We start from the raw sequence: 24,658 nt of genomic DNA, 5'->3' as shown, positions 1-24,658 counted from the left end.
GTTACTGCTCTTTTAACGACTGTTGGATGTCTTGAATTTCATTGCGGCGGGAATTGTCGCGGCTATTACCGAAGAAGAAATTAAGTATCGAAGCAACCACGGTACCAAGGATAAAACCAAGGATGGTATCGGCAAACCGCGTTGACGCTTCGGGTATCTCGGTGAACGTAATAAGGCCTATATATAGTGCAGTAACAACCGACCAGAACCAGGCGTAGTAATAGATGAAGCGCTTTGAAAATTTATCATCCTGGTTAAGGGCTGATATCTGCATTTGTCGTGCGCTTTGGGTGTTTTGAAAAGCGAGTTTATCAAGCTCATTCTCGCGGTTAACGAGCATCATCTTCAGCTGGTTCTGCAGCTCTTCTGACTGTTGAACACGGGCTAAAGCTTCTTCAGGCGTAGCGCTATTGGTGAGCGTTTGCGCAATGTTAACGACTTTTGAAGCAACCGCTTCGCCGTTATCGCCCCCTATCCACTGCCCAATTTTTTTATCCAGGCCGGTGAGCTTGGCTAGCCCAAGCGCTATTGTGATCGGTTCCATAGGATTCTCCTAGTGCCTTAATGTTATACGCGAGTGGCGTTTCTGATGTTTTCATATACTTGAGCTGCAGCGATTCTTTCAGGGCCCAACTCGCAATTTACAAAGTATTCATGAGCTAGCTTTTCTGCTTCTCGCATATACTCAAGCAATTTTCTTTTCCGCTCATCTTGAGAAGGTTTTAAAGATGGGACTTGTTCACTCATAGCTTTCTCCTATTAAAATTGGCAACTGTTGGTATCTATTAGCTCTAACCCTTCAATCCGCTTGAACTGGCGTACCAGCGACTTTGCAGTAGTAAATGAGCAGTCGAAGAACTCACGTTTTTCGTACAAGTTTGGGTAGTGCTTCTTGGCATCGCGTTTACCAAACGCCTTCTCTATGCGTTTGATGTCAGCAGCCTTAAAAACACTGAAGGTACGTTTACGCCACACTTGCTCTAAGCAGCTGGGGCGGCTATCTGATTTTGTATACCACTCGCCTTTGATTTCATGGTCGATGTAAACGGCTAGCATGGTTGTTGACTCAGATTTCTTAACTCGCTGCACAGAGATTTCATGATCCCCGAGCTTGAATCGTGCATGGCCAAGCATTCCCGCTAAGTTTGTTTCTATCTCGCTCCATTGCTCTTTTGTGATGGGCATAGGAACCTCCTACAACTTGGCGATATCTAGCGAAATGGCAACGTCATGGCCATTGGCGTCTTGCTTGTAGAAGCGAATAAATCGGCTTGAGTCCACTACCCCAACCGACTCGGCAATAATGTTCATGGCCTTTTGCCACTTGCCCGACTCGTCCGCAATTTCGAGCTTACGAAGCGATAGGATGCGCTGCGGATTAAGCGAGCCTTGCTTGTCGGTTGAAAACACCTTGCTGACAATGGCGCGAATGTTTTGGTTGCCGTCGGCGGTCCATTCTTCCAGGCACTCATCAATGAGTTGTTTGGCCAGTGTCAGCTCAGGGCCAAGCTCGATGCGCTCCTGGGTTTGCACTTTTACAGACAACTTGTTGTCGAACGAGCGCAGGGTCACATTGCCCTTTTTACCGCCCAGCTCTACTTCATGTTCCTGGGCAAGCAGCTCGATAAAATCGTCAACCTCCTGCATTTGTGCCTGTTTAAACGCGGCCAGCTCTGCTTGTTGCTTTTCGGCCAGGGCTACGGCTTTTTGCACAAACTCGTCTTTGATCAAGTCATTTTGTTTGATGTTGGCAATAGCTACCAGGTTGCCTTTGCCGTCTTGTTTGTAGCCTTCGGGGATTGGGTTTGTCATGGGTTACTCCGTCATTTCTGTGGTATTGGCGTCAAACATGCCCGCCGCAAATTCATACTCCAACGCGCTGGCGGTTACCTTGGCTAGTTCGTTGTCGTTCATGTGCGGGAATGCGTCTTTAATCTGGGTTTTAAGCTGTTCGAGATTTTCAGCGGCTTTGGCAAATTCAAAGATTTGCTTAAGCGTATGATCCGTAGCGGCATCGAACTGCTGCTGCGCATCAATATCGAGTTCCGGCGCGCTGGCGAAGGAAAACTCCGACTTGGCCGGGGTGGCTATGCCTTTACCATCCTCTGGCACATCCAGCAGGGTTTCGCCTTTTTTAGGTTGGGGAATGCCCAACTCTTTATAGGCCCATGCCATCGACACCGGCACCAATTTGGCCGACTCTTTCACGCGGTTAACGGTTTCTACGTTTACATCGCGCTTATCCTTGTAGATGAACTTAGGCAACTCGCCGCCATCGAAATTAATCTGGTGCAACTGCTCGATAATTTGGTTGCGAGCATCGGCTACCAGAGCTCTGTCGGCGCGCTGATTTTCTCCGGCTCGTTTGGCGTGGGTTTCGCTGGCAGCACGGGCGCCGCCGCCCTTTTGCTCGGTGGCCAGCGTTTGGCTTGTCAGTGCCTTGCTGATTTCGGCGTTACACAGGTTGATTAGGCGCTCGGGCAGTGGCTCGCCGCCGCCTTTGCGTTCCAGTATTTCCACACTGGTATCGTCGGGAATGGCAGCAATGCCGTCTTCAACCAACTTGGCAAGGCCGTCTAACAGGTTGCCAATTTCCTTATCGTCTGCGCCCATAGGGTACTTACCCACGGGGAATGGAATACCAAAGCGCTCGCACAGCTGCACAAAGAACTTAAAGCCGCCGTGTTTAAAGGTCCATGGCCAAAAGCAGCTGCTCAACAGCGCTATGCCATAAGGGTTGTCGGCTTCTGGCATATGGCGAACACATACCCAGCGGCGCGGGTCGGTTGGCTCACCCATGGGGTTTTCCGAGGTTTTAACCTTAAGTTCGTGCGCCTGGTTAAAGACAAATTGGGTCGACTTCCACGCCTCAACACTACCCGGCAGCCACTGGCCATCGCTCTTTTCATACGCGCCCAGGTGTAACACTCTAAAGCCGTGCAAAATGGCGCTGTACGCATGCCAATCCATATCAAGCCACGAGGTATTTTTCATCGGACGACGAGCAAAGAATCGCTTAGCCAGCTCATAGCTTTTCATGCTTGCTGCGTCTTCGCCACCGGGCACCAGCTCATAGTTAAAGCTGTGCAGGCCACTGCGTAACGATCGCAGCTCACCAATTACATGGGGGTCGCGGCTTATTTCGTTATAAATAGCGGTGTTTTTACCGGCTTTGCGCAATATTGGATCGAGGTTCGGTAATTCCCCCAGTAGCGGCAACAGGCGTTGATCCAGCGTGCTACTGCTAAACATCCGGGTAATGGCCTCATAGGCCTTTGAGTTAACTCGCGGCTTGCTCTTGCTATACATGGTAACCTCGTATTGATTTCGTCACGCGGCGGCTGGCCGTGCGTGGAATGCCGCCTGCTCCCGTGCTTGCCAGCATCCACAAAATGGCCAGCGTACAGCTCAGGTCATAGTGGTGGGCGGTTTGTTTTTCGGGCCAGTTTTCCAGCTCATCAAGCAACAGACGGCAATTAGAATGAAAGGCAATCTGCGCCGGCTGGTTGGTAACGTAAGGCTCAAGGGCGCCAATGCGTTCTTCCTGGCTCAGTGATGCAGTAACCCCACGCAGCGGCAGTGCTATGCCCTGCTCTAGGCCGCGCTTAATAAACTCACTGCGCATAAAGTCAAAGGCGTTGTTGTTTTCAAAGCCCCACACCTTGCAGTTGTACTCGCGCTGGGCGCGGATAATGTCGTTAAGCAAACGACTGGCACCGCGCACTTTGCGGCTCTCGTACTCAACGTGCAACTTACCCAGGTCGCGGCTATAAAAACCCACCAATATGGCGCTGGGGTCGGCCTTTTCAGTTTTGCCCATGCTCGGGTCGCAAGCGCCGTAGGCTATCCAGTCGCTTAGGCGGTCTACCCAGAAATCGAACTGGTAGAAAATCGCTTCTTCGTCAGATTTGGCGATGCCCTGCATCTCTCGATTAAATTCGCGTTTGTTGGCGGCCCACATAGCCATCAAGTCATACAGTGTGCGCACGCTGGGCCAAGACGTTTGCGCCCCTTTGCTCATCTGCTTCTTATTCTTGATCCAGAACTTAAAGCTGGGTTTGTCCTCGGTGCTGACCGCCTCGCCCTTGGCTGCTGCTTTCTTCTGGTATTCCTTATCCTTATGCAGCATCAGCTCGCGGCACTCTTCCCACATATCCATGCGTTCAGGCATTTGTTTAATGGCCTTAAAGCGATGCACCATATGCCCCGGCGCCTGTTCGGCGCGGGAGATGGGGTCGTCATTATTAAGGACGGTGTTTACACCCAGGAACTTAACCGTGCCATCGGGTGGGCCGAGGTATTGCACTGCAGCCTCAAGGAAGCGCCAGCGAGCATCGCGCATAGTGGCCGATTTGGCCTCGCTATCGGTGATAATGTCATCGGATAAAAGCAGCTTGGGGCGGCTGGCGCCGTGGAAGGTACCGCGCACCGACTGGTCTGCGCCTCGGCTTTCAAAGCGCACGCCCTGGGCAGTAATAAACTCGCCAATTTTCCACACCGGGCTGGCCTGGCAAACCTCGGGGAAGTCCAGCGCCAGGTTGTTATTGTTCAACAGCTCGGTTTTAACCACCTCTAAGGTTTTGGTCGGTAATTTGGTTTCGGCACCAAACAAGATTACAAAGTCGATAAAGATATCCGGCTTGCTCAGGCCCGTTTCTGCTCGCACCTCGGCATCTTGCAATAAAGCCAGAACGGCCACATACACAGGACCAAGTTTGACCGCCAGGGTCGATTTAGCTTCACCACGGGGCGCCACAAACCAATCTTTCCAGCCGTTTTTAAGATTAAGCGCCTTGGGGAACCAATCCATAAAATACTGCTGAAACTCGGACGGCTTTTGGCCTTCCAATAACCACATATGGTGCGGAAAATAGGTATACACAAAGAATTCGAAATCACCGCCCAACACCCGTTTACGGCGCTCGGCGATGGCCGCAGGGCTCGGGTCTATGTTGCGCTCTTTGGCTTCAATGTCACGGCGCAGCGCGCCGGTGATCTGCTCTATCTCTTGCAAGAACTCTTTGGAATTCATATCCGCCATTAGTCGTCTAGCTCCTTATCCAGGACAGGAGCAAACGACTGCAGTATTTCAACCAGAGGCTCGGTAAACTCAGGGTGCTTGCGCGACACAAACTGCGCCAGCTTCTTAATGACCTCGGTAGCTATGGTGCGTTTTTCCAGGCGCTTATTACCGCCTGACACCTTCATTACCTTGCTCATCATATCGGTGAGGCTGGAAAGGATCTTAGTGCGCTCAGGTAAAGGCAATCCCTCGCCATTTTCTTTGAGCAAGTTAAAGGTTTCATTTACCTGGATGGTAAATTCTTCGATAAAGTCGGCGGTAAACTCCCCCGCTTCACCTTCTGTACGACGGCTGGCGGCACGGGCTAAATCCCAGTCATCGCCGGCGGCCTTGGCTTCCATCTTCCAGCGCCGTGCGGTGCCATCGGCAACGCTATGCTTAATGGCCGCCACAGATAGCGCCAGTAACTCATTAACGTAGCTGTGCCGTACAGCGTCTTTGACGTCTTGGGAGTGAGCCATTAGTTAAGTACTCCCTGCTTGAGGGCTTCGGCTACTAAAGTGACGGCGAGCCCTGCTGCACCACCGACACCGGCCATCTTTACCCGGTTTTTAGTAACCTGTTTTTCAACATCCGTTACGCGGTCTTCAAGCTTGTCGACACGGGCATTAATGTCCTGCTTTAACGAGCTAAGCTGCTCTAGAATCGCCGTCTGCCCAGCCTGAATTTGGCCGATATTCTGAAATAGTAGGTTTTCTTGTTCTGGAGTCATGTGGTTGGTCCTTATGGCTTAAACACTTTAATGCCAGCCCAGGTGGGCGTGCGGACATCAAAATGGAACCAGTTCACATCGGCTTCAATGGCAGTGATATGAGGGAATAAGTGAGGGTTCTCCAGCACATACTCGCGTACTTCTTCGGCGCTAAAGTCTTTAAACGAGCAATCAAAGGCTTTGCCTAGCTTATGCTGGCTGCGCGTGGCACCAACTTCGCACAGCAAGGGGCGATAGCCACGGTATTGAAAGCCGCCGTTAACTGTGTGCCAAGTATTTACAATGCACGGGCCAAAGGCTTCGCGCAGTGCCTGCAGTGTTTCCAGGGCGCGGGGGTCAAAAAGGTTGGTTAGAAATAACGGGTTGTCCGCGAATGCTTCATACACATCCTTGGGTACCAGTTCTTGGAAGATAAAGTCGGGTGCCTTGGGCACTTTCACTCTAGCATGAGGCTTCATCGCATACTGTCCTGTTGTGTTGTTTAAGTCTGTTTTTATTCATCAGATAACACGCAGGCAGTCGTTTAGGCGGCGGTGTGGGCTGTGTTTCGCGTTCAATTATGGCGTCAACTTGCTTTCGTAAAATAAACGAATAGCGATCAGGACATTGCTGCCATAGTTGATTGCGTTTTTGCTCACAAGGCTCATGGGCGATTTGTTCGGCCAATAAACACAGAAGCGGTGCATGCGATGTTGTCATGCCCCAAGTGTGTCAATTGTGAGGGTTTAAAACCTATGTAAAGTGCTTTTCAGCGAGGGAATATCTACGGGGAGTAACTAGGTTAGAATAAAAAGGCGTGCCATTACAAGAGGGGCACGCCAGTTAATTTAAAGTGCGTTTAAACATGGGTTAAATAGTCGGTTTCATTGATGCTTTTAAACGACTTCTCCGGGTCGGCATAGTAGGTATCAACAAAATCCCTTGGGATGCGGGTGATCTTAAGTTGCACCTGGATAACTTCGTTGCCGCTTTGCAGCTCACCCAGTGACACCTCGTTGTCGGCATAATCGCCTTCGAACATGTCTGTTAGCAGTGGCTCGATATTGTCCACGGCCAGCGCCGCAACTTCTTTAGCTCCGCTCATTTATCTGCTTCTCTTTCAATCGAGCCAACGTCTTCTTGACTATCTCTTCACGCCAAGGCAACGCTTTTTCGCAGGCCTCCTGCATGGTGTCGCCGTATATCCATTTGCGAGCATAATAACCCCAGTGAAACGTGTAGGAACCACATTTTAATAGCTCTCTGGGTAACGGCGTTGCAAACTGAACCAGAAACCCTTGCTTGCCTTTTTGGCGAAGGTAATAAGAGATTTCTTCATAACCAAGACTTGGGCAATGATTCATTTCTTCGTAAACTTTTTCCCATTCTTCAATGGGGAGCTCTAAAGCAGCAAAGACCTTGTCTGTGTCTTCATCAAATGCGTCTCTAGCATCATCAGCAATGGCTTCATCAATCATTTGTACCGCGATACAAATCACCTTATCAGCGCGTATATCGCCAGCCATTTCTTCTAGTATTTCTTTACTAATATTCATCTTATTTCCCTAGTTCCTGTTGCTCTTCGCGCTTATATATAGCGCCTGGTGAAAACAAACATTCATTATCTGCAAGTTGATCTAGCGGAATGCCACCATCGTCATCTTCAAATGCAGGTCGGTCTAATACCCATTTGACACCATTTTTAACAATCCACTCCGGTGCAAAGTGATCACCGCATGCCAGGCTTATATTGCTTTTGCCATCTTTCATCTTATTTCCCTAATTCTTGCTGCGCTTCGCGCAGTTCGTTTAACAAAGCCTCGACTTGTAAGCCAAGTAACCGCCTTTGCTTGATGTGTTGGGCCAGTAACTTAAGCCCAAAGTTAAGTTGCCATTTGTTTGGCTTGATACCACCTGATAACTGCAAGGCGGTAGCCATTACAAAGTTGTCCTTATCCATCTAAAAGCCCAGCCCCAGCTGCGAGCGATCTTGTTTGTGCTCGGCATAAATCGAGGTGATCTGCTGGCGGGTAATACGGAACCGGCGCACCAGCTCCTGTATCGAGCACTCTCGTTTATCCAGGGCGCTGCATATCTCGCGGTTACGCAACTGCATCAGCACCTTGTTGAGCATGGGCACCTGGTAAGTGCCACCGCCCATTTGCTGCGCCCACAACTGCGCCAGTTCCTGGCCAAACACCTTCACCACCACATCGCCTTTTTTAGGCGTCGGGGGGATGTAAAACACCTGCCCTTGATGCTCGGTTAACACGGTGATCGCCTGCTCGGCACCCAGCTTTTCAACTATGATGCGCAGGCCATAAGGCAATGCTCGGGTATCAATATCTAAGGCCATAATTCAGTCCTCCAACAAATGATCCAGGCCGTGGCTGCGGTCTATCGCTCTTTGTTCGTGATAGGCCTCAATATCACGGCGAATGCGTAGCTGCTCCTTGTCCTTTTCTTTCACCTTGCGGCGGTCCGACACATCCTTTTCCTGGTAACGTGGGTGGCGCGGGTTTATCACCATGCTCCACTGAATTTCACTGGCCATGGCAACGCTCCTTTTGTTGCGCCTTAGCACGCTTAAGCCACTGCTTAAGCACCTCAATAATGGCGCCCCACTGGCTGGCGCTTTGCGCCAGGGTTTTACCCTGCAGGTGCTTGGCGCAGAAGTTGTCGCAGGCTTGTTTTGAGTCAATGTTTACCGCGCCGGCGCGGAACAACTGGCCCCACAGGCTGTAAATCATTTTGAGCTGTGGCGGCAGCTCTTTACTTTCTTTGGGTGCCATAGAGCGGTAACGCGTAAGCAATTGCTGTTGCTCCAGCTTGGTCAGCTTGGTGCTGCTGTTTTCGCGCCGGTTTGAGATATAAAGCACATTGGCGCGGTGGGCATCATCGCTGATGCCTGCCGCTTTTTGTGCAATCTTAATTTGTTGCACCAGGTTGCTCATGCGCTTTGCTCCAGGGTTTTCACTTCAAACGAGGGTGACGGCTTAATAGAGATAATACGCACCGACCAGTTTTCATCGTCGCCGGTGTGCAGCGGTGGCAACTTGCGGTTGTACAGGTTAAAGCGGCGGCAGGTCACCTCGATGCTGTTGTCTTTATGCACCTCGGCCATAGAGTGGAACTTGTCCGCAACCAGCATAGCGAAGGCACCCTTAACATTGCCGTCGCACATATCCAGGCGCGTGCCCTCTGGGTCTAAATCGCTTAGCGACTGCATCATCATGGTGTTCGATACGTTATCGTTAACGGCGATACGAGCGCTAAAGCGAATGGTGTTTACAGTGATTGAAAAAGCCATGTTGTTATTCCTTTTTAAAAATTTAAAGTGGGTTTAAACCGCCGTTAAACGGCGGGTTTGTTTAATACAGAAGAAAAGATCCCGTTCACCAAAAGCTTGTCCACCGGCACATCCGGCTTCTTGTAGGTGTGGTTTAAAAGGTGCGGCAGCAGGTTGCCAACCAGCTCACGGGCATTACCTTCAACGCGCTTGTGTAACCAGGTCCACCATGCTGCGTCGTCTTTGGCGAGCTTTACCGTGCCCTGGGTCAGTTCTAAGAACAGGGTGCGAATATCCTCAACGGTGATCTGGCCAACGGGCTTGGGCCAAAAGCACACACGGCTGGAGATAAGCTCGTAGCGTTCGTGGGTTTGCAGCTTGTCTTGCAACTGGATATTGCCCACCAGGGTCACCCCTACGCGGGCACGGTCACTAATGGTGCGCAGTGGGTCCAGGGCATTGGGCTTACATTTGTCGGCCTCGTCTAAGATGATCACCCGGTTGGTATCACGCAGGGTTTTAATGATCTTCTCCATGTTCTTATAGCCGCTGCCGCTGCGCGCTAAACCCAGCTGATACACCAAGGCTTCAAGCACCTGGGTACTGGTCGTTTGCTCCGAGCCCTCAATCAAAATGGCGTCGGTGTCGTTGCGGCAATACTCGGCAATGCCTTTGCTTTTGCCGATACCCGCTTGTCCGGAGAACACGCTAAAGCGGCGTTTTTGTTTTGCTTGCTCACAGGCCAGAGTGATAAGGCGCACTGTGCTGATGTCTACAAATGGCTCAGCGCCGTAAACGATATGTATCGGTTCTTTACGCTCTGCCTCGGCATCAGCCTGCTTGGCCTGCTCCAGTTCTGGCGGGGCAATCAAGCCCCAAATGTCGTGCAGGTGCTTGCTGGGCTTAGCCTGGTATTTACCGTTAATAAGCTGCGAAATAGTGCCGGGGCTTTTCTTTAAGCTGCTAGCAATGCTGGCACTGGTCACCCCCTGGGCGCGCAGCTCTGGTGCATGCAAACGCAAGCGAATGCGGGTACACAGGGTTACGTCATCCGGGCTATATGAGTCCTGGTAACCCAAGCCGGCATCGAGCTGCTCTGGGTCGGCATCGCCAAAAATCATCTGCCATAGTGCGTCTATTACCTTGGCCGGGTTAACCGGCGACTCTCCCGCCAAAATGGTTTTCACCGCGCTTAGGGCGTAGCCACAATTTAGCTCCACATCGGTCATGCCGGTGGCTTCTAGCTCAGTGTTTATCAGCGTGACTTGTAGTTGCTGGCGCTCGGTGTAGTTGTTGTTAAAGTTCATAGCTGCTTTCCTGCTTATTGTGTTGTTCAGGTTGACTAAAAAGGTCTTCTAGATTCGGCGCTTTGGCCGTAGTCTCAGTGGTTACTGCAAAATCGAATACGTCGAAGGTGTTGCCTTGCTTGTGCTCCAGTGCCGGTGTCTGGGCTGGCGCCGCCAGCTGCTCTACGGCATCAACGTCAATCACACGGTCACTTGCTTCCTGGGCCAATACCTCTTGGCGGTGTGCTTCAAGACGCTTAAGGCGACCAGCGCGGCGTTTTTGCTCGGCCTGCTCAATACGCGAGTCAGGCAGGGCCATCGCCTTGGTTTTAAGGTTGGCAATCATCAAAAACTCGCCGCTTAGGCGGTACAGCTTCACGTAGCTGTCGTCGTGCAAGTCGTAGGCGGCTACCAGTTCCTGGTCGTTAAACTGGTGTAGGTAATCGGCGCTGTAGGTACGCTTATGCAGTACAAAGCGGCCGCGGCGAATGTTCACCTTCTCACGCGGTAGAATGACAAAATCACTCTCAAGCGGCGGTACGCGCTCTATTTCATCCCACACCTGCTGGCGGGTTTTGCCCTCAATTTCAGGGTGCGGGCTGTTGTGATAGTCATCCAAAAAGGCCGTGAACTCGGCTATCCACTCGTCAACCGTTGGCAGCTTACGTTTGCCTTGTTTTACTTCTTTAAGCACCAGCTGCTTATGGCGTTCGTCATGGTGACGGCCACAGTAAGTGTCGAAGCGCTTGCCCACACGGTCTTCCATATGCAAGAAGAAACGCTCTATCCACTTGGCACGGGCATTCCCTGGGATGGCAAAAATAACGTCGATTTCAAACTGGGCATAAAAGCCGGTGGTGTCGTCGTTCATCAGCTTGTTTTTATAGCCAGAACCGTTATCCAGGTAGAACATGGCCGGCACATGGTTATGCACCTGCATGGCACGGCTAATGGCTGTAAGCGTGTCGATGGTGTTTTCCGCATAACCCAGCTCCCAGCCAACGATGCAGCGGCTGCCCACATCCTGAAAGGCGGTAAGCTCGGCGCGAAACCACTTGCCTGTTTTTGGGTGCGCCAGGTAGACGTCCAAGGTGTGGCCATCGCCGTTGTATAAGAACCCCGGCTTAATGTTGGCGGTGGAGCGCAGCAAGTGATCCTTGTGCTTCTCACGGTACAATTTAGCGCCCATGCGGTACGGGCTTTTTGGCCCCAGCTCATGCGGCAGGCTGTTAATAAAGCGGCGTACCTGATGATGCTGGGCGTCATACCCCTCTTTCACCAGTTGGTCGGCCACCTGGGCAAAGCTTGGACTGTTGGGGCTGTGGTACAGCGCCAGACAACGGGGCAGCCATTTGTGCGCGGTGGCCGTTTTACCCTTGTAGCCCGGTAACAGGCCGTTAATGCCCTGCTCTTTATAGGCGTTATACCAGTTATAAACGGTGGCCCGTCCGGGCAGTTTGCCAATGGTCGATATCGCATTGGCCACGGCAGCGGGTGCGGTACCCTGGCGAACCTGGGCAACCAGGTTGGCAAAGGCTGTGGCAATGCCGCCGTCTTCTTTGCTTACCAGGTAACGTATGATCACAGCGCGCAGGCTCGCTGTTTTACGGGCTTTTTCATTGGCGCTGTTCCAGGGCGACTGCTCGGCCTGCACCGGCAGGTTATTGTATTTCTGAACGGCTGGGTGCATGGCTACTGCCCTCCTTTACGTGCAGCGAACTGCGACAACATAAATTCGCGGTTGGCCTGGGCGTCTTGCCATTCGTCTTCGCTGTACACAGGCAGCGACTCGGCACCAATAAAGTGCTCCTCGCCAAATTCATTAACGACCGACTGCAACATCTTGTTGATGCGCTGCTGTACACCCAGCCACAGGTGATACACGCTCTGCCCTGCCCCGATTCGGGCGTCCAGGTCTAGGTCACGTTGCTGCAGCAGTGCTTCCACTTCGGCAATGTTCTGTTCCAGCGACTCGTTCACTACACTGGAATGGGCGAAGGTTTCGCGGCGTACATGGGCACACAAGGTAGGAATGCCATAGAGCTGGTCTGGCGCTTTGCGCAAGCGCTCGTTCTCAAGTTCGTTGATAAGGCTTGCGTTTGACTCTTCCAGTGCATCCGTTCTTTCGGTCAGCTTTTGCACCTGCTCGCGGATGTCCTTGCCCTTGGTTTCGGCCAGCACATCAAAGTCGTCGTCGTCCAACTCGCATAAAGACTCAAGCGGCACCTTAGTGAGTTCTGCAAGTTGATGTTGGTTGAGATTTAAAAGCGACAATTTGTCGCTTTTGCTTTTTGGCAAACCTGAAAGCATTTTGGAGATTGCGATGGAGCGTTGAGCTGTTCTTTTGTGGATTCCTCTTTGCTCAAGCAAAGCTAAATACTCACCGTGTGAAACTTGTTGCTTAACATTCATCAGGATATAGCCCGCTTCCGCAGCATCGGTGAATTGACGGTTCGCGAGAAACACAACGCGATCCATACATTCGTCAACGCTTTCCGGTATCACGATTTGCAAAGGAGACTTTAACTGCTCGATCTGGTACTCGATTTCGTTGGCGTTTTCCTCGCCCACAATGTTGGCTAGTGCGCTGCCCTGAATTTCAGGCAGATCTTGGTCTTTGATTGTCATTATTTTTTCCTTATTTCTATCCTAAGAAAGGAGCCTTAAACGGGCTTTAAACTGGGTTTTTAAGGAATGTGTTCATTGCGGGGCGTCGCCGTTAAGCAGGGTGTCGGCAATATAGCGCTGCATATTGGCGCGCTCTTCTATCTCTAACTGCAGCTCGGCATGCTGTTGCAGCATTTGTGCGCGCTGGTCTACCGCGCGGTGCAAAAGAGGGTTTAGCAGCACATTGGCTGGCTCCATAGATTGCACCGCATAGCATAGCGCCGGCAGGTAGTGCATGGGCATGTGGCTGGGTTGGCTCGGTGCCAGCCATTTATTGAGCTTGGCCTGATCGATATGCTCATGGGGTGAGTGCAAGGCATCGTTCATGCGCTCCGCTATCATAGGGCGGCCCAGGCCCGAGCGCTTCATTGCCGTACACACAGTGTGAATAAACAGGTTGTAGATATTGCAATCGGGGGCAATATCGCCGGTTAAAATGCTGGCTTTTAATTGTTGTAGTTGTTTTGACTGCTGTTCCATCGTAAACGTCTCTGTAAAAATTACCGTAAAAAGAAAGAGTTAAATTACCTTGTGCAATTGAGTTAGCGCGTTAATGCTTAATGTCCGTGGAGCAACTGCTGCAACTCCTGGCACTTTTGCTCACGATCAATCCTGGCTTGGCCGCGATTTTTGTACGCGTCAACATCGGGGAAAACTTCGTTCACATCTTTTTCGATGACCTTGGCAATTGCTGCAGCAATGCGATTAGACGTGGTGTGGCGATTAACGACACTGGAGACATGGGCAAGGCTAACACCCAGTACGGAGGCAACGATGGAAAGGGAATACCCTTTTTTAATAAGGGCTTGTTTTATTTCGGTGGCGTTCATTGTAAAGTACCTTTTGGTTGTGCCTTTCTTGTTAATACTTTGGCGAGCTAAGCAAGAAAGGTTTTAGTTAATGTGTGGTGAGTATAGTTTCAATATATTGAACTAGTCAACACCTTAATGTTTCAATATCTTGTAGTTATGACTTCAAATATAACTATCCAATTGATATTGCTTATTTTATTTATGGATAAAAGTTTCAATAAATGACATCTTTTTTGCGGGATGAGCGTAATAGGCTTGGCTTGACACAAGCAGAAGCGTCTAAAGCCATAGGTGTAGGTAAAACGACTTTATTACGATGGGAGTCTGGTTACCCTATTCCATCAGACAAATTAATTGCGCTATCAGATATAGGCTTTGATGTTAATTACATTCTCAAAGGCTGTAGCTCTACAGCTATTGATAAAACTCAAAGTACAACCCTCCAAGCGAGCCATGCTGATTTGATCGTGGTTCCCCAGTTTGATCTTGCTGCCAGCGCCGGTGGTGGTGCCTTGGTTGTAGCCGAGCACCCTGTTGCTCGTTTTGAACTTTCAAAAGTCTGGTTGCAGCAAAATAACCTACACAATAAAAAGCTGACCGTGGTGCCAGTACGTGGCGACAGTATGGAAAGCACTTTATTCGATGGTGACCTCACGCTGGTGTCCTTAGTGCAGGAACCTGGCGAAGCCCGTGAAGGCGTGTGTGTATTGCGCTTTGACGATGAGGTATTTGTTAAGCGCATTCAATATGACTGGAAAGCTAAAGGCTACCATGTGACCAGCGACAACAATGCTTACAGCGCCTTCTATGTTGACGCCGATGATGTAAGTGATGGCCGTTTTGCGGTACTGGGTAAAGTCGAACGCGTACTGCAACGGGCTAAAAAGCTGGATTAAAAATTAATAATTAGCAGGAATAAACATGGAACTGTTAGAACGCAAGTACGTACGCGAATTGGCCAGTCAGCATAACACTCGCCTACAAGCAGCAGCCCTCGATAATACGACCCCTCAGCTGCTGCTCGATTTTGAAGATGAACTTAATGAGCTCACTAAAGCTCTTAGCGAAGAAGACCGCAATGAATTTGATCGTCTTTACTATCAAGAAATGGATGCTTTAGCTGCGATGCAGGAAGTAGGGATAGAAAATAACAAATTAAAGATTGCTGAGTTAGAAGCTAAAACTGCTGAATTAGAATTAAATGAAGCGCAAAGGGAAGCTGAGGAAGCCAAGCTAATTGGCTATATTGTCGCTTTTGTCGTTGTCTTTTTTGTGTTTTATCTCGTATTTGAGAAGTGATGTGCAGGCGGTTAACTTAAAGCGCGCCAAGCATTACGCGCAGCTGCAAATTGCTGTCGCCCCCAAGGCAATTAAAGCAATGGCCGCTGAGCATAACGACCATATGAATGCGCTAAAAAAATATCGCAGTCTCAGAAACATTGAACCGCCCGAGTTCACCCTACCCAGCCATGCCAGTTATAAGCAGCTCGCTATCATCTACAAAAAAGAAAAACGCTGGGATGATGTGATCGCCCTGTGCAGCCAGGCACAAGAGCAAGGCTGGGCTGGTGACTGGGAATGGCGTATTGAAGAAGCACAAGCGAAGCTTAATAGTAAAACCTAGGAACACCATGACAAATAAAATAAAACAGATATTCAAAATATCGTATGACACAACAGCAACGAAAGATCACACTATTGACGCCGAGTTGCTTGGAAACGCAATAATGAAAACGGCCACGGTTCTTAAGCATACTGATAAGGTTTTAAACGGTGAAGAGTCAACCCTTGATTTAGAAGTTAAAGCTAATAGTGAGGGGTCGTTCGTCATTGAGTTTGTAACCTGGTTTAACCAAAGTGGGGTAAATCCTTTGTCTTTGCTTGGGTTCGCCTCTTCGGCGTTCGGTGTAAAAACAGTGATGGATGTTCTTGGTGAAATTAAGTCACGCCCCGTAAAAACCTACATAGATATGGGTAAAGGAATAACAAAGCTGATCCTTAATGACGGTACCGAGGTTGAGGCTGATACAAAGGTAGCGCGCTTGGTAATAGATCGCACTTTCCGTAAAGAGTTGGAAACGGTTATTAAAGCCCCTCTAGAAGGCGCCGATAATGCCAAGCTAATTTTTAAAGATGAAAACGATACCGAAATTTCGGAGTTTTCAGAAGAGCAGGTTGAGAACTTCAAAACCCCAGCAAGAGCTGTTGTTGAAGAGGTTAAAGAAGAAATAGCCAATACAGAAGTGCGTTTTGTTAAGGTAAATTTTTACGGCGAAACTGGTTGGTCCGCACAACTTGCGAACGGCGATACCGTTGCTGTAAAAATGAAAGATGAGCACTTCCTTGCTAGGATAGATGAGAACAAACAGCTTTCCAAAGGTGATCTGTTCGTCGTAAAATTGAAAACAACAACAACATTTAAGTCTGGAAGCAACCCGGCCATTAACCGTGAAATCATTAGTGTTGAACGGCACAGGGCTGCAAAGGACGAAAAATTGATACCAGATAAAACCAATGACTGAGACTGAGGCATACATCCAATTGATATATATGGTAGGCATAGTTTTGTGTCTGCCGTATTTGTTATTTAGGTTGGCCCCTGCCTTAGCTAAAATCGTGGCCGCGCGATTCTTTCCACCTAAGTTTATTGATGTAGAAATCGTCGAAGGCGACCGCACGATTAAGAAACGTATTTCTTTAGAAGATGATGACGAACTGGTTAGTGCCCTGCTAAATGTAAAAAGGGGGCGCATGTGAGTAAGTTTTTTAAAAACCCTTTACTCGTCGCTATAGCTACGGGGATAAACACTATTGCCTTGGCCACTATACACGCGAATGTAACAGACGAGGGAGCTCAATTAGCATATTCAGCCTGTACGCCTTTCATATGTAATATGTTAGTACTCTTAATTGACTGGTTGTTAGCAAGTAAGAATGTTAAGTCAGCTGAACACTTGAGAATGGAACATAATCTTAAAGATCAAATTACCATTGCGAAGGCTAACTTAAAGGACGCTAAAGAGAGTGGTTTACCAACGGAAGAGTTCGAAGCTCGGTTAGTAGAACTCATGCAGGCCAGAACAAACATACCTGATTTGGTGAACCAGCAGCGTTTAACTCAATAAGGCCCCTATCTGGGGCTTTTTTGTGCCTGCAACCCTAAAGCGCCTGTAAGCCTTTCTAACGCCCTGTATTGGTTTTTGCTGTACGATGTGTCACCTAAAAACCGTTTAAACAAATCTGACGCGATTTAAACAGGGTTTAAACTTGGTTTGAAACACTTTTAAAGGCAAGGTTAAAAGCTGTGGTAAATTTACCAGTGGGAATTACTCACATGAAGTTTAATTTAACAATCAGTTAGAAGGGAACTATGACAAGGAAACGAGAAATAACACTAAGGGACATTGCACGCAAGAGCTCATCATTTCGCAAGGTTAATTATGTTCCAGCACGCAAAAAAAGCTTAGGGCAACTGAGGAGGTTCTGGGTTGCAATAGGAACACCGATATTAGTTGCGTCAATAGTTGCTTCGATAATTGCGTACACTTCGAGTTTTGAATTTTGTGGTAGATATCATTGTTTCAATGATGCACTGACATATTTTAAGGTGCCGCTCGGCATATTGGCGATTATTTTCCCCTCGGTAGCGCTGGTAGTTTCGCATCATCGTTCTGTCCAAACGTTAGCTCAGATAACCCAAGCTGAGCAAAACAACACGTATAATAACTACATTAAGCACCAAGAGGAGTTTAGACGTCGATTACAAGCTATAGAATCGAAATACAAGCTTGAGTTTGAGAGTTATGATGAGCTTTATGCCGAGGTATTTAGTGAGAATTCACCACTTCGCTTCTCACCCCAATCAGGGAAGAGCTATTTCACAACTTTGAAAACTGATTTAGAACACGCAGCGAATGTATTTAATCGACGCATTAATAACATTAATTCATCAGGGATGTTGTACGGCGCCTGTCACGCTGTATTTGATGACCTAAATATTAAAACTGATGGCTTGCTCGCCAGAACCCCAAAATCTTTTGAACAACCGGTTCTTAACATAACGAACACGGGCTTACAGCTGTACTGTAGTTTAGCCGCCGAACTGGCATTCTTTGCTGGCCAGCCATTATATGAAGTGGAATTTGAGAAATTAAGAGTGTACATCAGTCATAGGGATACTTAGAACTGATAATAATGACCGGCCCTAAGCGGGCCTTTTTATTTTCTTCTTGCTCTAAACGAACTAACAGATTAGCCGGATACCGTTATCTCCACTCTAACATGTAAAGTGTTTCCCCTGAGCGAGGCTTGTCTTTGATTAAGGCTATTAACTATCTTCGTCTAGTAGCGGCCGAGTTTCCCAGCTTCTATGAATCCACCGAAAAATCTCATTAATAAAGTCTTGAGCGCGCTCTTGGGTGATCGTTGCGTTTGTTATCGCCACCCACAATTTTTTAAAGTAGTCACCAAAATCCACTAAATTATGGATGTATTGTTGTGTCTGAAGCATCCCTGTAAGTTGGTCCATTGACCTATTAGCTGAACGCTCCTGCCATGCACCGCAGGAAAAAGTCCAACCGTTTTCTGTGTGGGTGATAGTGCAAAGGTCAGTCTTGTCATGCAGATAGTTGTTTATATTTACTTCAAATTGCATTTTAGTCTTCCTTGTTGGTCAGTGACGGTAAGCTCTACCAAAAGTTATAAGCCAAGCTACTGCAGCGCCAAAAAAGCTACCAGCAACGAAACTGAAGGTTTTCAAAACAAACGCCAATGGTGCTAAGTGGCTTTCTGCCTTGCCCGAAAAAGCAAGTTTCATTGCTTCGGTGGAGAATCCGTTAAGAGCGAGAAAAATAACCAGTATCGTAAGGAAGCTTAGTAGTACACTCCCCGCTGGGCCAACCGTTACATACTTACCTACAACAAAAGCGTGAAACAGTAATACGCCGGAACCAACAACGCCTGAGGCAAGCATAAGCAGAATAAACTCAATACCTGTGGGCATAAATATCCTTATTAATTAATACCAAGTAAATGTATTTCGTAAACCTTATATAAGCTAATGCCTTGCCTATGTAAACAGTTGCCTTTATACCGCTATCAACTGTTCTTGATGGTCAAACCATTTCGTACTATGGTTTAAGCATGCGATACGAGGAGATTCCCTGTGAAAATAGACGTTCAATATAAATCTTTTAGATTACGAGTGTCTTTAGCTTAGCCAGGGCCTCGGAAACCCCGAGGCTCGATAAGATTTAGGCAACTGTCGATACCGCCGCTTATAAGCGGCGGTTTTATTTTCTTCTTGATCTAAACTCATCGGCAGATTAGCCTAATAACGTTACCCCTAACCCTTCTATGTAAACCCATTTCCAGCGGTTAACGCGCCCCCTACTTCATACACTGGTTGCCATCAGAACAACGATGGTTAACCGAAATGCCACAGCAGAAAAAGCCCAACACTACCTTTGACTGGTTCGATATTTTTCGCGCCGGTACGCATACGGACTCAAAAGGCAATACCCAAGAGTTTACTAGCCAGGACCTAGAAAGCGTGGTTGCGAATTTTCAACCTAAAACCTCACCACTCGTCATTGGCCACCCTCAAATTGACGACCCCGCCTGGGGTTGGGCCAGCGACCTTAAAGTGGAAGACGGCGTGCTGTATGCCCAGGCCGAAGACGTATGCGGCGAGTTTGCCGACGCAGTGGCCGATAAGCGCTACCCCAACCGCAGCGTGCAACTGTTTGCCACCGATGATGGCGGTTATCGCCTTGGCCATATCGGCTATTTAGGCGGTAAGCCGCCAGCGGTCGATGGCCTTAGCTGGCAGTTTAACGCCGAAGACAACGCCCCTGCCCTGACCTTTGAATTTAGTGCCGCTGACGATGCTGATCGTATTGCCCTGCAGACGTCGAATGTAGTCACCCGTCTAGTCAAAAACCTGCGCACCTTTATTGCCGATAAGTTTGGTACCGAAACCGCCGACCAGGTTGTGCCCGAATGGGAAGCCGAATGGCTGAAAGAGCAGACGGTCATTGCCGAGCATGAGCGCAACAAAGACGTGCACAGCGAGTACAGCGCTAACCCTGAATCAGATCCACACACACCCGACGAGGAAAACATCGTGACTAAAGAAGAACGTGAAGCGTTGGAGGCCCAGCTCAAAGCCGAGCAGGACAAAAACGCCCAGCTGGAATACAACCAGCGTCTAGCAGCAGCGCAAACCTTTATCGATAAGGAAGTAAACGGCGGCGATGCCCCGCGCTTAACCAAGACCGAAGGCGTGGCCGAGTTTATGGCCAGCCTGGAGACCGAAGGCGAACAAACCTTTGAGTTTGCGGCAGCCGACGGCGAGCAGCCGCAGCAGCTTAAATCAGCAGCTTGGTTTAAGTCGTTCCTGACCAGCCTGCCAGAACAAAAAGGCCTCGCTCGCGAGTTTAACAAGCAAGAAGGCGATGACGAGCCGGAAGAGCTTAACGCCCAGCAGTTAGCTAGCAAGGCGCTGGAGTATCAAAAATCCCAAGCGGACCAGGGCATCACCATTAGCGTGTCACAAGCCATGGCCCACGTAACTAAAGAAGGAGCGTAAGCATGGCCTTACCTGGATTAATTCGTAACTTTATCGCGGCGGGCGCCATTGCAGCTAACCGCCTAGTGAGTGTATCGGCGGCCAATGACTTTGAAGTCAACCAAGCCAATGGCGCTACAGCGGTCTTTGCTGGTGTGACCGAGCAAGGCACCGACAACAACAACCGCGTTGATGTGGTGATGACGCAAATCGCCCCAGTGGAGTTTGGTGGTGATCTTGTCGCTGGCATGTATGTGGTGGCCGATGCCGAGGGCAAGGCGGTGGAGTTTGACCCTGCCAACTTTGTCGGCGCCAGTGAAGTGCATGTAGCTGGCTGGGTGATGGAAGACGGCGACGCCGGCACCATCGGTGACATTTTCTTAAACCCGCATCTGGTTGCAAATATCCCTGCAGCTTAACCGCGACGTTTAGTAACACATTAATAGTAAGGAAATACCATGAATGGCATGCCATTTACCCCGGATACAGAGCAAACCGCAGTCGCGATTGCCTACAGTAACCGCAAGCTAATTGCAGACCAATTAGCGCCCTATTCGCCAGTTGGTAAACGTGAATTCAAGTGGATGGAGTTTGGTAAAGGTGACAAGTTCACTGTACCAGACACCAAGATTGGCCGTAAGTCGAGCCCTAACCAGGTTGAGTTCGGTTCGAAGGAGCAAACAGCCAGCGTTGAGGACCACGGTCTTTCAGATGTGATCCCTAACGATGACGTCACCAATGCGCCGGAAGGCTACAACCCACGCACCCATGCCGTGGAAGGTCTAACAGATTTGGTGCTGCTGCAACGTGAGATTCGCGTGGCCACTATGATGAACACCGCCGCCAACTTCGGTAACACCCTGGCACTCAACGGTTCAGCCGGCAAGCAATACCTGGACGCAGCAGACCATGCTGGCTTGTTGAAGTTCCTACTGGAAATGCTCGACACGCCAATCATGCGCCCTAACACCATGACCGTGTCACAAAAAGTGGGCACGGCGCTGCGCACTAACCCGCTGTTGGTGAAAGCCTACAACGGCTCAAACGGCGACCAGGGCCTGGTGCCATGGAGCTACATCAAAGAAGTGCTGGAGCTGGACTTTATTAACGTTGGCCAGGCGCGTCTTAATACCGCCAAAAAAGGCAAGCCACTGCAGTTGCAGCAGGCATGGGCCGATAGCTTGTCATTTACCTATCAAGACCCACTCGCATCACTGCAAAACAACCGCATGACCTTTGCTTTGACGGCGCGTTACGGTGAGCGTACATCGGGTATGCGTGACGTTGCAGCAGGCTTAAATGGTGGCGTTGAAATCATGGTGGGTGAAGCGGTGAAAGAGCAAGTTATCGCCAAAGACTGCGGCATCCTGCTGACCAATGTGCTGGCACCCGCTGCGTAATTAATTCCGATTGTTGTTCCCTGTGGTCAAAGGCGCTTGGGTTCTCCCTAGCTCAAGCGCCTTTTTTACTAACCGAGTCTATAAACAGAGGTTTTGATGTTTGTTACCACTCAATACGTTATCGACAAAATTGGCGTGAATGTGCTGTTGCAATTCGCCAGTGGCAAGTTCGCCGAGGCTGGCAGTTACCCCACATCGGATGATGTGACCACTGCCCTGCTTGGTGTGCCGGCTACTGAGTTGCAGCAGCAGATCCTCGCCTGGTACCAAAGTGCCGAGAAAAATGTCACTGCAATCGTGAGCGGCTTTTTACCCAACGCAGATATCAGCCAGGAGCAAATCGACAATTCTGTGCTTCCGGGCATTGCCTGTGACCTGCTCTATTTTGAGCTGGCAGTGAATCCTGGCGATGACAATATCAAAGCGCGTAAAACCAGTGCCATGGCATTGTTAGAGAAAGTTAGTAAAGGCTTGATCCAAATTAAGGAAGATGCGCCCGCCGCTGCCAGAACTGGGATGCGCACTAAGGCGGCGGGCACCTCTTTTAACTGGGGCGGCTATTAGTGGCCAGCGTATTTGTAGATTTCAGCGGCGATGCCATAAGTCGCTTACAGAAAATTATTTATTTTGTTGACCGGCCAGACGATGTATTGGATGAGATCGGCGCATGGCTAGATAAAGACACAGTATTGCGCTTTACCAAGGAGCAGGCCCCAGATGGGAGCCGATGGGAACAGTCAGAAGCGGCTAGAACTGGGAAAGGGCGAAACCCTGAAAAACCGGGGTTAACCCTGACAGATTCCAGGGATCTTGCTGACTCAGTGACCCATAACGTAGAAAACGGTGAGCTTGAACATGGATTGGGTGAAGACTATGCGGCCATTCATCATTATGGCGGCCGCACTGGGCGTAACCATGCGGTTAACTTACCCGCGCGGCCGATAATTGGTATCGAGGCAGTACAGGCCAAAGAAATTAACGACATTATCAGCGACTGGTTGGTTTAAAGGGGGGTTCTAATGGAGTTTAACTTTGATTTAAAGCGCGTTGAAACCCTGCTTAAAGAGGCGAATTTTGCCCGAGTGGGGTTTGCATCCGACTTTAATCAGGCGCGCAAAACCCCGGTGCAGTCGCCTTGTCTGTATGTGATTGGCATCGATGACAACAACGAGGAAACCACCGCCATCACCGGCGAAGACGAGTATCGGGTGAATGACATTTTTGCGGTGATGATAGTGATCCCCTGTCTGGCGGCCAACGCGACAACGGATCAGCAAATAAAAGAACTGCGCAACCAGGTTAAAGCTACCTTGGCCGGTGTGGCCTTCCTGCCCTGGGAGCCCATCAAGCTAAACCGTTCACGTATTGTCGAGCTTAACCGCGAAACCAATAACTTAATTTACCAGTGCCAATTCAGCGTAAAAGGCACGTTAACCGTAAAAACCAAGGTGATCACATGACGACACAAGCAAAGAAAGCCGCGCCTTCTAAGGCAAAGCAAATTGCCCAGAACGTCCATGCCAAACTGCATGGCACCGGCAAGCGCAATGAGCTAAGCGGCAGTTTCAAGGTGACAGACAAAGGGCTGCAGCCGGTAAAGGCATCTACCGAAGGAGATAGCAATGAGTAGTTGGCGCTTTAAAGACAAACTGATCCTGGCCGATGCGCTGGGTACGACCTTAACCGGCCTGCATGCGATTTATGCCACCGATGTGGAATTTAATATCGAGAGCGAAAGCGAGAAAGACGAGCTGGAAACCCCGCACAGTGGTGCCAGCTTGGAAGAGTTCTACGGCGAGCATGTCACCCTGAACTTTAAAACGCCGTTGGCGGTAAGCGGTACACCTGGTGATGCGCCGGCCATTGCGCCGCTGCTGCTAGCCTGTGGCATGGTGCAAGTAGCTGATGTGGCCTCGGTTACCTACACCAAGGGCACGGCCACTAAGGCCAAGTGTCTGGTGCGCTTTGGCCAAAACACCCATGCGATCGATGAAATGCTGGGTAATGTAAGTCTGAGCCTGGAAAAAGGTATTCCCAAACTGAACTGGCAATTTAAAGGCCTGTTTAGCAAACCCATTCAAAGTGCCGCGCCGCCGGCGGTGGACTGGGACCGCTGGAAGCGCCCCGAGGTATTGGGCGTGGCCAATAGTTCTGACTTCTTGCTCGATAGCGTGCAGCGCACCTTGCATAAGTTGACCGTGGACCAAGGCAACAACGTGGTATTCGACCGTGCGATTAACCATGAAGAAATCATGATCACCGGCCACGAAAGCACAACCAGCATGACGCTGACAGCCGACACCCTGGCCAACTTCGACCCGTTCAATCAGGTGGCGCCGTGGTGGATTACGAGTTTAGCCATGGCACGGCCGTGGGCAAAAAAGTGACCTTGCTGGGTCGCTTCCAAATGCCGCAGCCCAAGTATGCCAGCTTGGAGTCTGAACTGACGGGCTACGAGCTCGATGGCAAGTTGGTACCAAGCGGTGCCGGTTATGACGAATTAACCTGGGTATTTGAATAATGAAATTGAAACTTTTAGACCGGCTTAAGAAAGCCACTATAGCCGCGCCAGTCAACTTTACCTTTGCCGGTGAAACCATCGCCATGACCTTGCATGTGCGGGTGAAGACCAATGAAGAGCTAGAGAAAATCACCTCTGGCGCTCAGCAAGATAAAGAGATAGTCAAAGAACTGCTCGCTGGCTGGGAAGACTTCCAGGACGAAGGTAAAGACGTCCCCTTTAGTGACGAAGTGCTGGAGCAGCTGTTGTCGGTTCCTGCTGTTACTGGGCGTTTGTCAGTGGAATGTATTAACGCTAACTACCGCGTACAGGAAAAAAACTAACCGACGTTGCCAGGTGGT

40 protein-coding genes are annotated in these 24,658 nt (G+C 49.6%); 16 read left to right on the top strand and 24 right to left on the bottom strand.

Annotated features, from left to right (window positions below):
• Position 1: 1 nt before the first annotated feature.
• The 22 genes from C2M17_RS00895 to C2M17_RS00790 all read right to left on the bottom strand — a co-directional run bounded on the left by C2M17_RS00895 (position 2) and on the right by C2M17_RS00790 (position 13,846).
• Positions 2–544 (bottom strand): hypothetical protein, encoded by a 543-nt coding sequence (locus C2M17_RS00895; protein WP_105199001.1) that lies wholly within the window; start codon positions 542–544, stop codon positions 2–4.
• Positions 545–567: 23 nt separating this feature from the next.
• A complete protein-coding gene (locus tag C2M17_RS00890; RefSeq protein ID WP_105199000.1) occupies positions 568–747 on the bottom strand; it encodes a hypothetical protein in 180 nt (59 codons plus the stop codon).
• A 12-nt stretch (positions 748–759) separates the two neighbouring features.
• The gene (locus tag C2M17_RS00885; protein ID WP_105198999.1) at positions 760–1,185 is read right to left on the bottom strand and encodes a hypothetical protein; all 426 of its coding nucleotides are present in this window, start codon (positions 1,183–1,185) and stop codon (positions 760–762) included.
• Between the two features lie 9 nt (positions 1,186–1,194).
• The gene (locus C2M17_RS00880; RefSeq protein ID WP_105198998.1) at positions 1,195–1,812 is read right to left on the bottom strand and encodes a DUF3164 family protein; all 618 of its coding nucleotides are present in this window, start codon (positions 1,810–1,812) and stop codon (positions 1,195–1,197) included.
• A 3-nt stretch (positions 1,813–1,815) separates the two neighbouring features.
• Positions 1,816–3,309 (bottom strand): phage portal protein family protein, encoded by a 1,494-nt coding sequence (locus C2M17_RS00875; protein ID WP_105198997.1) that lies wholly within the window; start codon positions 3,307–3,309, stop codon positions 1,816–1,818.
• Positions 3,302–5,041: a hypothetical protein gene (locus tag C2M17_RS00870; protein WP_105198996.1), complete on the bottom strand. Its 1,740-nt coding sequence runs from the start codon at positions 5,039–5,041 to the stop codon at positions 3,302–3,304. Before C2M17_RS00870 ends, C2M17_RS00875 begins: the two co-directional genes overlap by 8 nt.
• On the bottom strand, positions 5,041–5,544 hold the full coding sequence (locus C2M17_RS00865; protein ID WP_105198995.1) for a DUF1804 family protein: 504 nt from the start codon (positions 5,542–5,544) through the stop codon (positions 5,041–5,043). Before C2M17_RS00865 ends, C2M17_RS00870 begins: the two co-directional genes overlap by 1 nt.
• On the bottom strand, positions 5,544–5,795 hold the full coding sequence (locus C2M17_RS00860; protein ID WP_105198994.1) for a hypothetical protein: 252 nt from the start codon (positions 5,793–5,795) through the stop codon (positions 5,544–5,546). Before C2M17_RS00860 ends, C2M17_RS00865 begins: the two co-directional genes overlap by 1 nt.
• A gap of 11 nt (positions 5,796–5,806) precedes the next feature.
• A complete protein-coding gene (locus tag C2M17_RS00855; RefSeq protein WP_105198993.1) occupies positions 5,807–6,253 on the bottom strand; it encodes a D-Ala-D-Ala carboxypeptidase family metallohydrolase in 447 nt (148 codons plus the stop codon).
• A gap of 380 nt (positions 6,254–6,633) precedes the next feature.
• The gene (locus C2M17_RS00850) at positions 6,634–6,879 is read right to left on the bottom strand and encodes a hypothetical protein (protein WP_105198992.1); all 246 of its coding nucleotides are present in this window, start codon (positions 6,877–6,879) and stop codon (positions 6,634–6,636) included.
• Positions 6,866–7,330, bottom strand: coding sequence for a hypothetical protein (locus C2M17_RS00845; protein ID WP_105198991.1), 465 nt, complete (start codon positions 7,328–7,330; stop codon positions 6,866–6,868). The genes C2M17_RS00850 and C2M17_RS00845 overlap by 14 nt, the downstream gene beginning before the upstream one ends.
• Position 7,331: 1 nt before the next feature.
• Positions 7,332–7,544 carry a hypothetical protein gene (locus C2M17_RS00840; RefSeq protein WP_105198990.1) on the bottom strand — a complete coding sequence of 71 codons (213 nt, stop codon included), beginning with the start codon at positions 7,542–7,544 and terminating at the stop codon, positions 7,332–7,334.
• Position 7,545: 1 nt separating this feature from the next.
• Positions 7,546–7,734, bottom strand: a complete 189-nt coding sequence (locus C2M17_RS00835) for a hypothetical protein (protein WP_105198989.1) — start codon at positions 7,732–7,734, stop codon at positions 7,546–7,548.
• Positions 7,735–8,130, bottom strand: a complete 396-nt coding sequence (locus C2M17_RS00830) for a Mor transcription activator family protein (RefSeq protein ID WP_233997892.1) — start codon at positions 8,128–8,130, stop codon at positions 7,735–7,737.
• Between the two features lie 3 nt (positions 8,131–8,133).
• Positions 8,134–8,328, bottom strand: a complete 195-nt coding sequence (locus C2M17_RS00825; protein WP_105198987.1) for a hypothetical protein — start codon at positions 8,326–8,328, stop codon at positions 8,134–8,136.
• The gene (locus C2M17_RS00820; RefSeq protein WP_105198986.1) at positions 8,318–8,728 is read right to left on the bottom strand and encodes a phage protein GemA/Gp16 family protein; all 411 of its coding nucleotides are present in this window, start codon (positions 8,726–8,728) and stop codon (positions 8,318–8,320) included. The genes C2M17_RS00825 and C2M17_RS00820 overlap by 11 nt, the downstream gene beginning before the upstream one ends.
• Positions 8,725–9,084 (bottom strand): hypothetical protein, encoded by a 360-nt coding sequence (locus tag C2M17_RS00815; protein WP_105198985.1) that lies wholly within the window; start codon positions 9,082–9,084, stop codon positions 8,725–8,727. Before C2M17_RS00815 ends, C2M17_RS00820 begins: the two co-directional genes overlap by 4 nt.
• A gap of 44 nt (positions 9,085–9,128) precedes the next feature.
• Positions 9,129–10,370: an AAA family ATPase gene (locus tag C2M17_RS00810; RefSeq protein ID WP_105198984.1), complete on the bottom strand. Its 1,242-nt coding sequence runs from the start codon at positions 10,368–10,370 to the stop codon at positions 9,129–9,131.
• The gene (locus C2M17_RS00805) at positions 10,360–12,039 is read right to left on the bottom strand and encodes a Mu transposase C-terminal domain-containing protein (protein ID WP_105198983.1); all 1,680 of its coding nucleotides are present in this window, start codon (positions 12,037–12,039) and stop codon (positions 10,360–10,362) included. Before C2M17_RS00805 ends, C2M17_RS00810 begins: the two co-directional genes overlap by 11 nt.
• A gap of 2 nt (positions 12,040–12,041) precedes the next feature.
• A complete protein-coding gene (locus C2M17_RS00800; RefSeq protein ID WP_105198982.1) occupies positions 12,042–12,977 on the bottom strand; it encodes a hypothetical protein in 936 nt (311 codons plus the stop codon).
• A gap of 72 nt (positions 12,978–13,049) precedes the next feature.
• Complete coding sequence (locus C2M17_RS00795; protein ID WP_105198981.1) at positions 13,050–13,496, bottom strand: hypothetical protein; 447 nt, start codon at positions 13,494–13,496, stop codon at positions 13,050–13,052.
• A 77-nt stretch (positions 13,497–13,573) separates the two neighbouring features.
• Positions 13,574–13,846 carry a helix-turn-helix domain-containing protein gene (locus C2M17_RS00790; protein WP_105198980.1) on the bottom strand — a complete coding sequence of 91 codons (273 nt, stop codon included), beginning with the start codon at positions 13,844–13,846 and terminating at the stop codon, positions 13,574–13,576.
• 203 nt (positions 13,847–14,049) lie between these two features.
• Here C2M17_RS00790 and C2M17_RS00785 point away from each other — a divergent pair, with 203 nt between their 5' ends.
• From C2M17_RS00785 to C2M17_RS00755, 6 genes are all read left to right on the top strand, one after another.
• Positions 14,050–14,724, top strand: coding sequence for a S24 family peptidase (locus C2M17_RS00785; protein ID WP_105198979.1), 675 nt, complete (start codon positions 14,050–14,052; stop codon positions 14,722–14,724).
• 25 nt (positions 14,725–14,749) lie between these two features.
• Complete coding sequence (locus tag C2M17_RS00780; RefSeq protein WP_105198978.1) at positions 14,750–15,127, top strand: hypothetical protein; 378 nt, start codon at positions 14,750–14,752, stop codon at positions 15,125–15,127.
• Between the two features lies 1 nt (position 15,128).
• Complete coding sequence (locus C2M17_RS00775; RefSeq protein ID WP_105198977.1) at positions 15,129–15,452, top strand: hypothetical protein; 324 nt, start codon at positions 15,129–15,131, stop codon at positions 15,450–15,452.
• A 7-nt stretch (positions 15,453–15,459) separates the two neighbouring features.
• Positions 15,460–16,350, top strand: a complete 891-nt coding sequence (locus tag C2M17_RS00770) for a hypothetical protein (RefSeq protein WP_105198976.1) — start codon at positions 15,460–15,462, stop codon at positions 16,348–16,350.
• 231 nt (positions 16,351–16,581) lie between these two features.
• Complete coding sequence (locus tag C2M17_RS00760; protein WP_105198974.1) at positions 16,582–16,953, top strand: hypothetical protein; 372 nt, start codon at positions 16,582–16,584, stop codon at positions 16,951–16,953.
• A gap of 245 nt (positions 16,954–17,198) precedes the next feature.
• Positions 17,199–18,011 carry a hypothetical protein gene (locus C2M17_RS00755; RefSeq protein WP_105198973.1) on the top strand — a complete coding sequence of 271 codons (813 nt, stop codon included), beginning with the start codon at positions 17,199–17,201 and terminating at the stop codon, positions 18,009–18,011.
• A gap of 144 nt (positions 18,012–18,155) precedes the next feature.
• Here the strand turns inward: C2M17_RS00755 and C2M17_RS00750 are convergent, their stop codons facing one another.
• Positions 18,156–18,482, bottom strand: coding sequence for a hypothetical protein (locus tag C2M17_RS00750; RefSeq protein WP_105198972.1), 327 nt, complete (start codon positions 18,480–18,482; stop codon positions 18,156–18,158).
• Between the two features lie 18 nt (positions 18,483–18,500).
• A complete protein-coding gene (locus C2M17_RS00745; RefSeq protein WP_105198971.1) occupies positions 18,501–18,830 on the bottom strand; it encodes a hypothetical protein in 330 nt (109 codons plus the stop codon).
• 432 nt (positions 18,831–19,262) lie between these two features.
• On the opposite strand from C2M17_RS00745, the gene C2M17_RS00740 reads away from it, so the two are divergent.
• The 10 genes from C2M17_RS00740 to C2M17_RS00705 all read left to right on the top strand — a co-directional run bounded on the left by C2M17_RS00740 (position 19,263) and on the right by C2M17_RS00705 (position 24,640).
• Positions 19,263–20,417: a hypothetical protein gene (locus C2M17_RS00740; RefSeq protein WP_105198970.1), complete on the top strand. Its 1,155-nt coding sequence runs from the start codon at positions 19,263–19,265 to the stop codon at positions 20,415–20,417.
• A 2-nt stretch (positions 20,418–20,419) separates the two neighbouring features.
• Complete coding sequence (locus C2M17_RS00735; RefSeq protein ID WP_105198969.1) at positions 20,420–20,815, top strand: hypothetical protein; 396 nt, start codon at positions 20,420–20,422, stop codon at positions 20,813–20,815.
• Positions 20,816–20,854: 39 nt separating this feature from the next.
• Positions 20,855–21,796: a capsid protein gene (locus C2M17_RS00730; RefSeq protein WP_105198968.1), complete on the top strand. Its 942-nt coding sequence runs from the start codon at positions 20,855–20,857 to the stop codon at positions 21,794–21,796.
• 96 nt (positions 21,797–21,892) lie between these two features.
• The gene (locus tag C2M17_RS00725) at positions 21,893–22,360 is read left to right on the top strand and encodes a phage protein Gp36 family protein (protein ID WP_105198967.1); all 468 of its coding nucleotides are present in this window, start codon (positions 21,893–21,895) and stop codon (positions 22,358–22,360) included.
• Positions 22,360–22,803: a phage virion morphogenesis protein gene (locus C2M17_RS00720; RefSeq protein ID WP_105198966.1), complete on the top strand. Its 444-nt coding sequence runs from the start codon at positions 22,360–22,362 to the stop codon at positions 22,801–22,803. The genes C2M17_RS00725 and C2M17_RS00720 overlap by 1 nt, the downstream gene beginning before the upstream one ends.
• A gap of 12 nt (positions 22,804–22,815) precedes the next feature.
• Positions 22,816–23,256, top strand: a complete 441-nt coding sequence (locus tag C2M17_RS00715) for a phage tail terminator protein (protein WP_105198965.1) — start codon at positions 22,816–22,818, stop codon at positions 23,254–23,256.
• A complete protein-coding gene (locus tag C2M17_RS15815; protein ID WP_158683951.1) occupies positions 23,253–23,426 on the top strand; it encodes a hypothetical protein in 174 nt (57 codons plus the stop codon). Before C2M17_RS00715 ends, C2M17_RS15815 begins: the two co-directional genes overlap by 4 nt.
• Positions 23,419–24,183 (top strand): hypothetical protein, encoded by a 765-nt coding sequence (locus C2M17_RS00710; RefSeq protein ID WP_233997891.1) that lies wholly within the window; start codon positions 23,419–23,421, stop codon positions 24,181–24,183. Before C2M17_RS15815 ends, C2M17_RS00710 begins: the two co-directional genes overlap by 8 nt.
• On the top strand, positions 24,168–24,317 hold the full coding sequence (locus C2M17_RS15975) for a hypothetical protein (RefSeq protein WP_233997890.1): 150 nt from the start codon (positions 24,168–24,170) through the stop codon (positions 24,315–24,317). The genes C2M17_RS00710 and C2M17_RS15975 overlap by 16 nt, the downstream gene beginning before the upstream one ends.
• Positions 24,317–24,640, top strand: coding sequence for a hypothetical protein (locus C2M17_RS00705; RefSeq protein WP_105198964.1), 324 nt, complete (start codon positions 24,317–24,319; stop codon positions 24,638–24,640). The genes C2M17_RS15975 and C2M17_RS00705 overlap by 1 nt, the downstream gene beginning before the upstream one ends.
• The last annotated feature ends 18 nt before the right edge of the window (positions 24,641–24,658 follow it).

Origin of the sequence: Pseudoalteromonas sp. T1lg10 (assembly GCF_002964545.1) — a bacterium.
Lineage (GTDB): Bacteria > Pseudomonadota > Gammaproteobacteria > Enterobacterales > Alteromonadaceae > Pseudoalteromonas.
This window is presented reverse-complemented; position numbering and strand designations above follow the sequence as displayed.

Excerpts from the sequence above, each read along its gene's own strand:
- C2M17_RS00710 (WP_233997891.1), top strand. The coding sequence starts at position 23,419 with ATGAGTAGTTGGCGCTTTAAAGACAAACTGATCCTGGCCGATGCGCTG.
- C2M17_RS00705 (WP_105198964.1), top strand. The coding sequence starts at position 24,317 with ATGAAATTGAAACTTTTAGACCGGCTTAAGAAAGCCACTATAGCCGCG.
- C2M17_RS00745 (WP_105198971.1), bottom strand. The coding sequence starts at position 18,830 with ATGCCCACAGGTATTGAGTTTATTCTGCTTATGCTTGCCTCAGGCGTT.
- C2M17_RS00795 (WP_105198981.1), bottom strand. The coding sequence starts at position 13,496 with ATGGAACAGCAGTCAAAACAACTACAACAATTAAAAGCCAGCATTTTA.
- C2M17_RS00810 (WP_105198984.1), bottom strand. The coding sequence starts at position 10,370 with ATGAACTTTAACAACAACTACACCGAGCGCCAGCAACTACAAGTCACG.
- C2M17_RS00880 (WP_105198998.1), bottom strand. The coding sequence starts at position 1,812 with ATGACAAACCCAATCCCCGAAGGCTACAAACAAGACGGCAAAGGCAAC.
- C2M17_RS00770 (WP_105198976.1), top strand. The coding sequence starts at position 15,460 with ATGACAAATAAAATAAAACAGATATTCAAAATATCGTATGACACAACA.
- C2M17_RS00780 (WP_105198978.1), top strand. The coding sequence starts at position 14,750 with ATGGAACTGTTAGAACGCAAGTACGTACGCGAATTGGCCAGTCAGCAT.
- C2M17_RS00875 (WP_105198997.1), bottom strand. The coding sequence starts at position 3,309 with ATGTATAGCAAGAGCAAGCCGCGAGTTAACTCAAAGGCCTATGAGGCC.
- C2M17_RS00750 (WP_105198972.1), bottom strand. The coding sequence starts at position 18,482 with ATGCAATTTGAAGTAAATATAAACAACTATCTGCATGACAAGACTGAC.
- C2M17_RS00825 (WP_105198987.1), bottom strand. The coding sequence starts at position 8,328 with ATGGCCAGTGAAATTCAGTGGAGCATGGTGATAAACCCGCGCCACCCA.
- C2M17_RS00800 (WP_105198982.1), bottom strand. The coding sequence starts at position 12,977 with ATGACAATCAAAGACCAAGATCTGCCTGAAATTCAGGGCAGCGCACTA.
- C2M17_RS00725 (WP_105198967.1), top strand. The coding sequence starts at position 21,893 with ATGTTTGTTACCACTCAATACGTTATCGACAAAATTGGCGTGAATGTG.
- C2M17_RS15815 (WP_158683951.1), top strand. The coding sequence starts at position 23,253 with ATGACGACACAAGCAAAGAAAGCCGCGCCTTCTAAGGCAAAGCAAATT.
- C2M17_RS00835 (WP_105198989.1), bottom strand. The coding sequence starts at position 7,734 with ATGGATAAGGACAACTTTGTAATGGCTACCGCCTTGCAGTTATCAGGT.
- C2M17_RS00820 (WP_105198986.1), bottom strand. The coding sequence starts at position 8,728 with ATGAGCAACCTGGTGCAACAAATTAAGATTGCACAAAAAGCGGCAGGC.
- C2M17_RS00755 (WP_105198973.1), top strand. The coding sequence starts at position 17,199 with ATGACAAGGAAACGAGAAATAACACTAAGGGACATTGCACGCAAGAGC.
- C2M17_RS00740 (WP_105198970.1), top strand. The coding sequence starts at position 19,263 with ATGCCACAGCAGAAAAAGCCCAACACTACCTTTGACTGGTTCGATATT.
- C2M17_RS00855 (WP_105198993.1), bottom strand. The coding sequence starts at position 6,253 with ATGAAGCCTCATGCTAGAGTGAAAGTGCCCAAGGCACCCGACTTTATC.
- C2M17_RS00785 (WP_105198979.1), top strand. The coding sequence starts at position 14,050 with ATGACATCTTTTTTGCGGGATGAGCGTAATAGGCTTGGCTTGACACAA.
- C2M17_RS00735 (WP_105198969.1), top strand. The coding sequence starts at position 20,420 with ATGGCCTTACCTGGATTAATTCGTAACTTTATCGCGGCGGGCGCCATT.
- C2M17_RS00850 (WP_105198992.1), bottom strand. The coding sequence starts at position 6,879 with ATGAGCGGAGCTAAAGAAGTTGCGGCGCTGGCCGTGGACAATATCGAG.
- C2M17_RS00840 (WP_105198990.1), bottom strand. The coding sequence starts at position 7,544 with ATGAAAGATGGCAAAAGCAATATAAGCCTGGCATGCGGTGATCACTTT.
- C2M17_RS00730 (WP_105198968.1), top strand. The coding sequence starts at position 20,855 with ATGAATGGCATGCCATTTACCCCGGATACAGAGCAAACCGCAGTCGCG.
- C2M17_RS00790 (WP_105198980.1), bottom strand. The coding sequence starts at position 13,846 with ATGAACGCCACCGAAATAAAACAAGCCCTTATTAAAAAAGGGTATTCC.
- C2M17_RS00805 (WP_105198983.1), bottom strand. The coding sequence starts at position 12,039 with ATGCACCCAGCCGTTCAGAAATACAATAACCTGCCGGTGCAGGCCGAG.
- C2M17_RS00865 (WP_105198995.1), bottom strand. The coding sequence starts at position 5,544 with ATGGCTCACTCCCAAGACGTCAAAGACGCTGTACGGCACAGCTACGTT.
- C2M17_RS00860 (WP_105198994.1), bottom strand. The coding sequence starts at position 5,795 with ATGACTCCAGAACAAGAAAACCTACTATTTCAGAATATCGGCCAAATT.
- C2M17_RS00885 (WP_105198999.1), bottom strand. The coding sequence starts at position 1,185 with ATGCCCATCACAAAAGAGCAATGGAGCGAGATAGAAACAAACTTAGCG.
- C2M17_RS00870 (WP_105198996.1), bottom strand. The coding sequence starts at position 5,041 with ATGGCGGATATGAATTCCAAAGAGTTCTTGCAAGAGATAGAGCAGATC.
- C2M17_RS00715 (WP_105198965.1), top strand. The coding sequence starts at position 22,816 with ATGGAGTTTAACTTTGATTTAAAGCGCGTTGAAACCCTGCTTAAAGAG.
- C2M17_RS00815 (WP_105198985.1), bottom strand. The coding sequence starts at position 9,084 with ATGGCTTTTTCAATCACTGTAAACACCATTCGCTTTAGCGCTCGTATC.
- C2M17_RS00830 (WP_233997892.1), bottom strand. The coding sequence starts at position 8,130 with ATGGCCTTAGATATTGATACCCGAGCATTGCCTTATGGCCTGCGCATC.
- C2M17_RS00895 (WP_105199001.1), bottom strand. The coding sequence starts at position 544 with ATGGAACCGATCACAATAGCGCTTGGGCTAGCCAAGCTCACCGGCCTG.
- C2M17_RS00845 (WP_105198991.1), bottom strand. The coding sequence starts at position 7,330 with ATGAATATTAGTAAAGAAATACTAGAAGAAATGGCTGGCGATATACGC.
- C2M17_RS00890 (WP_105199000.1), bottom strand. The coding sequence starts at position 747 with ATGAGTGAACAAGTCCCATCTTTAAAACCTTCTCAAGATGAGCGGAAA.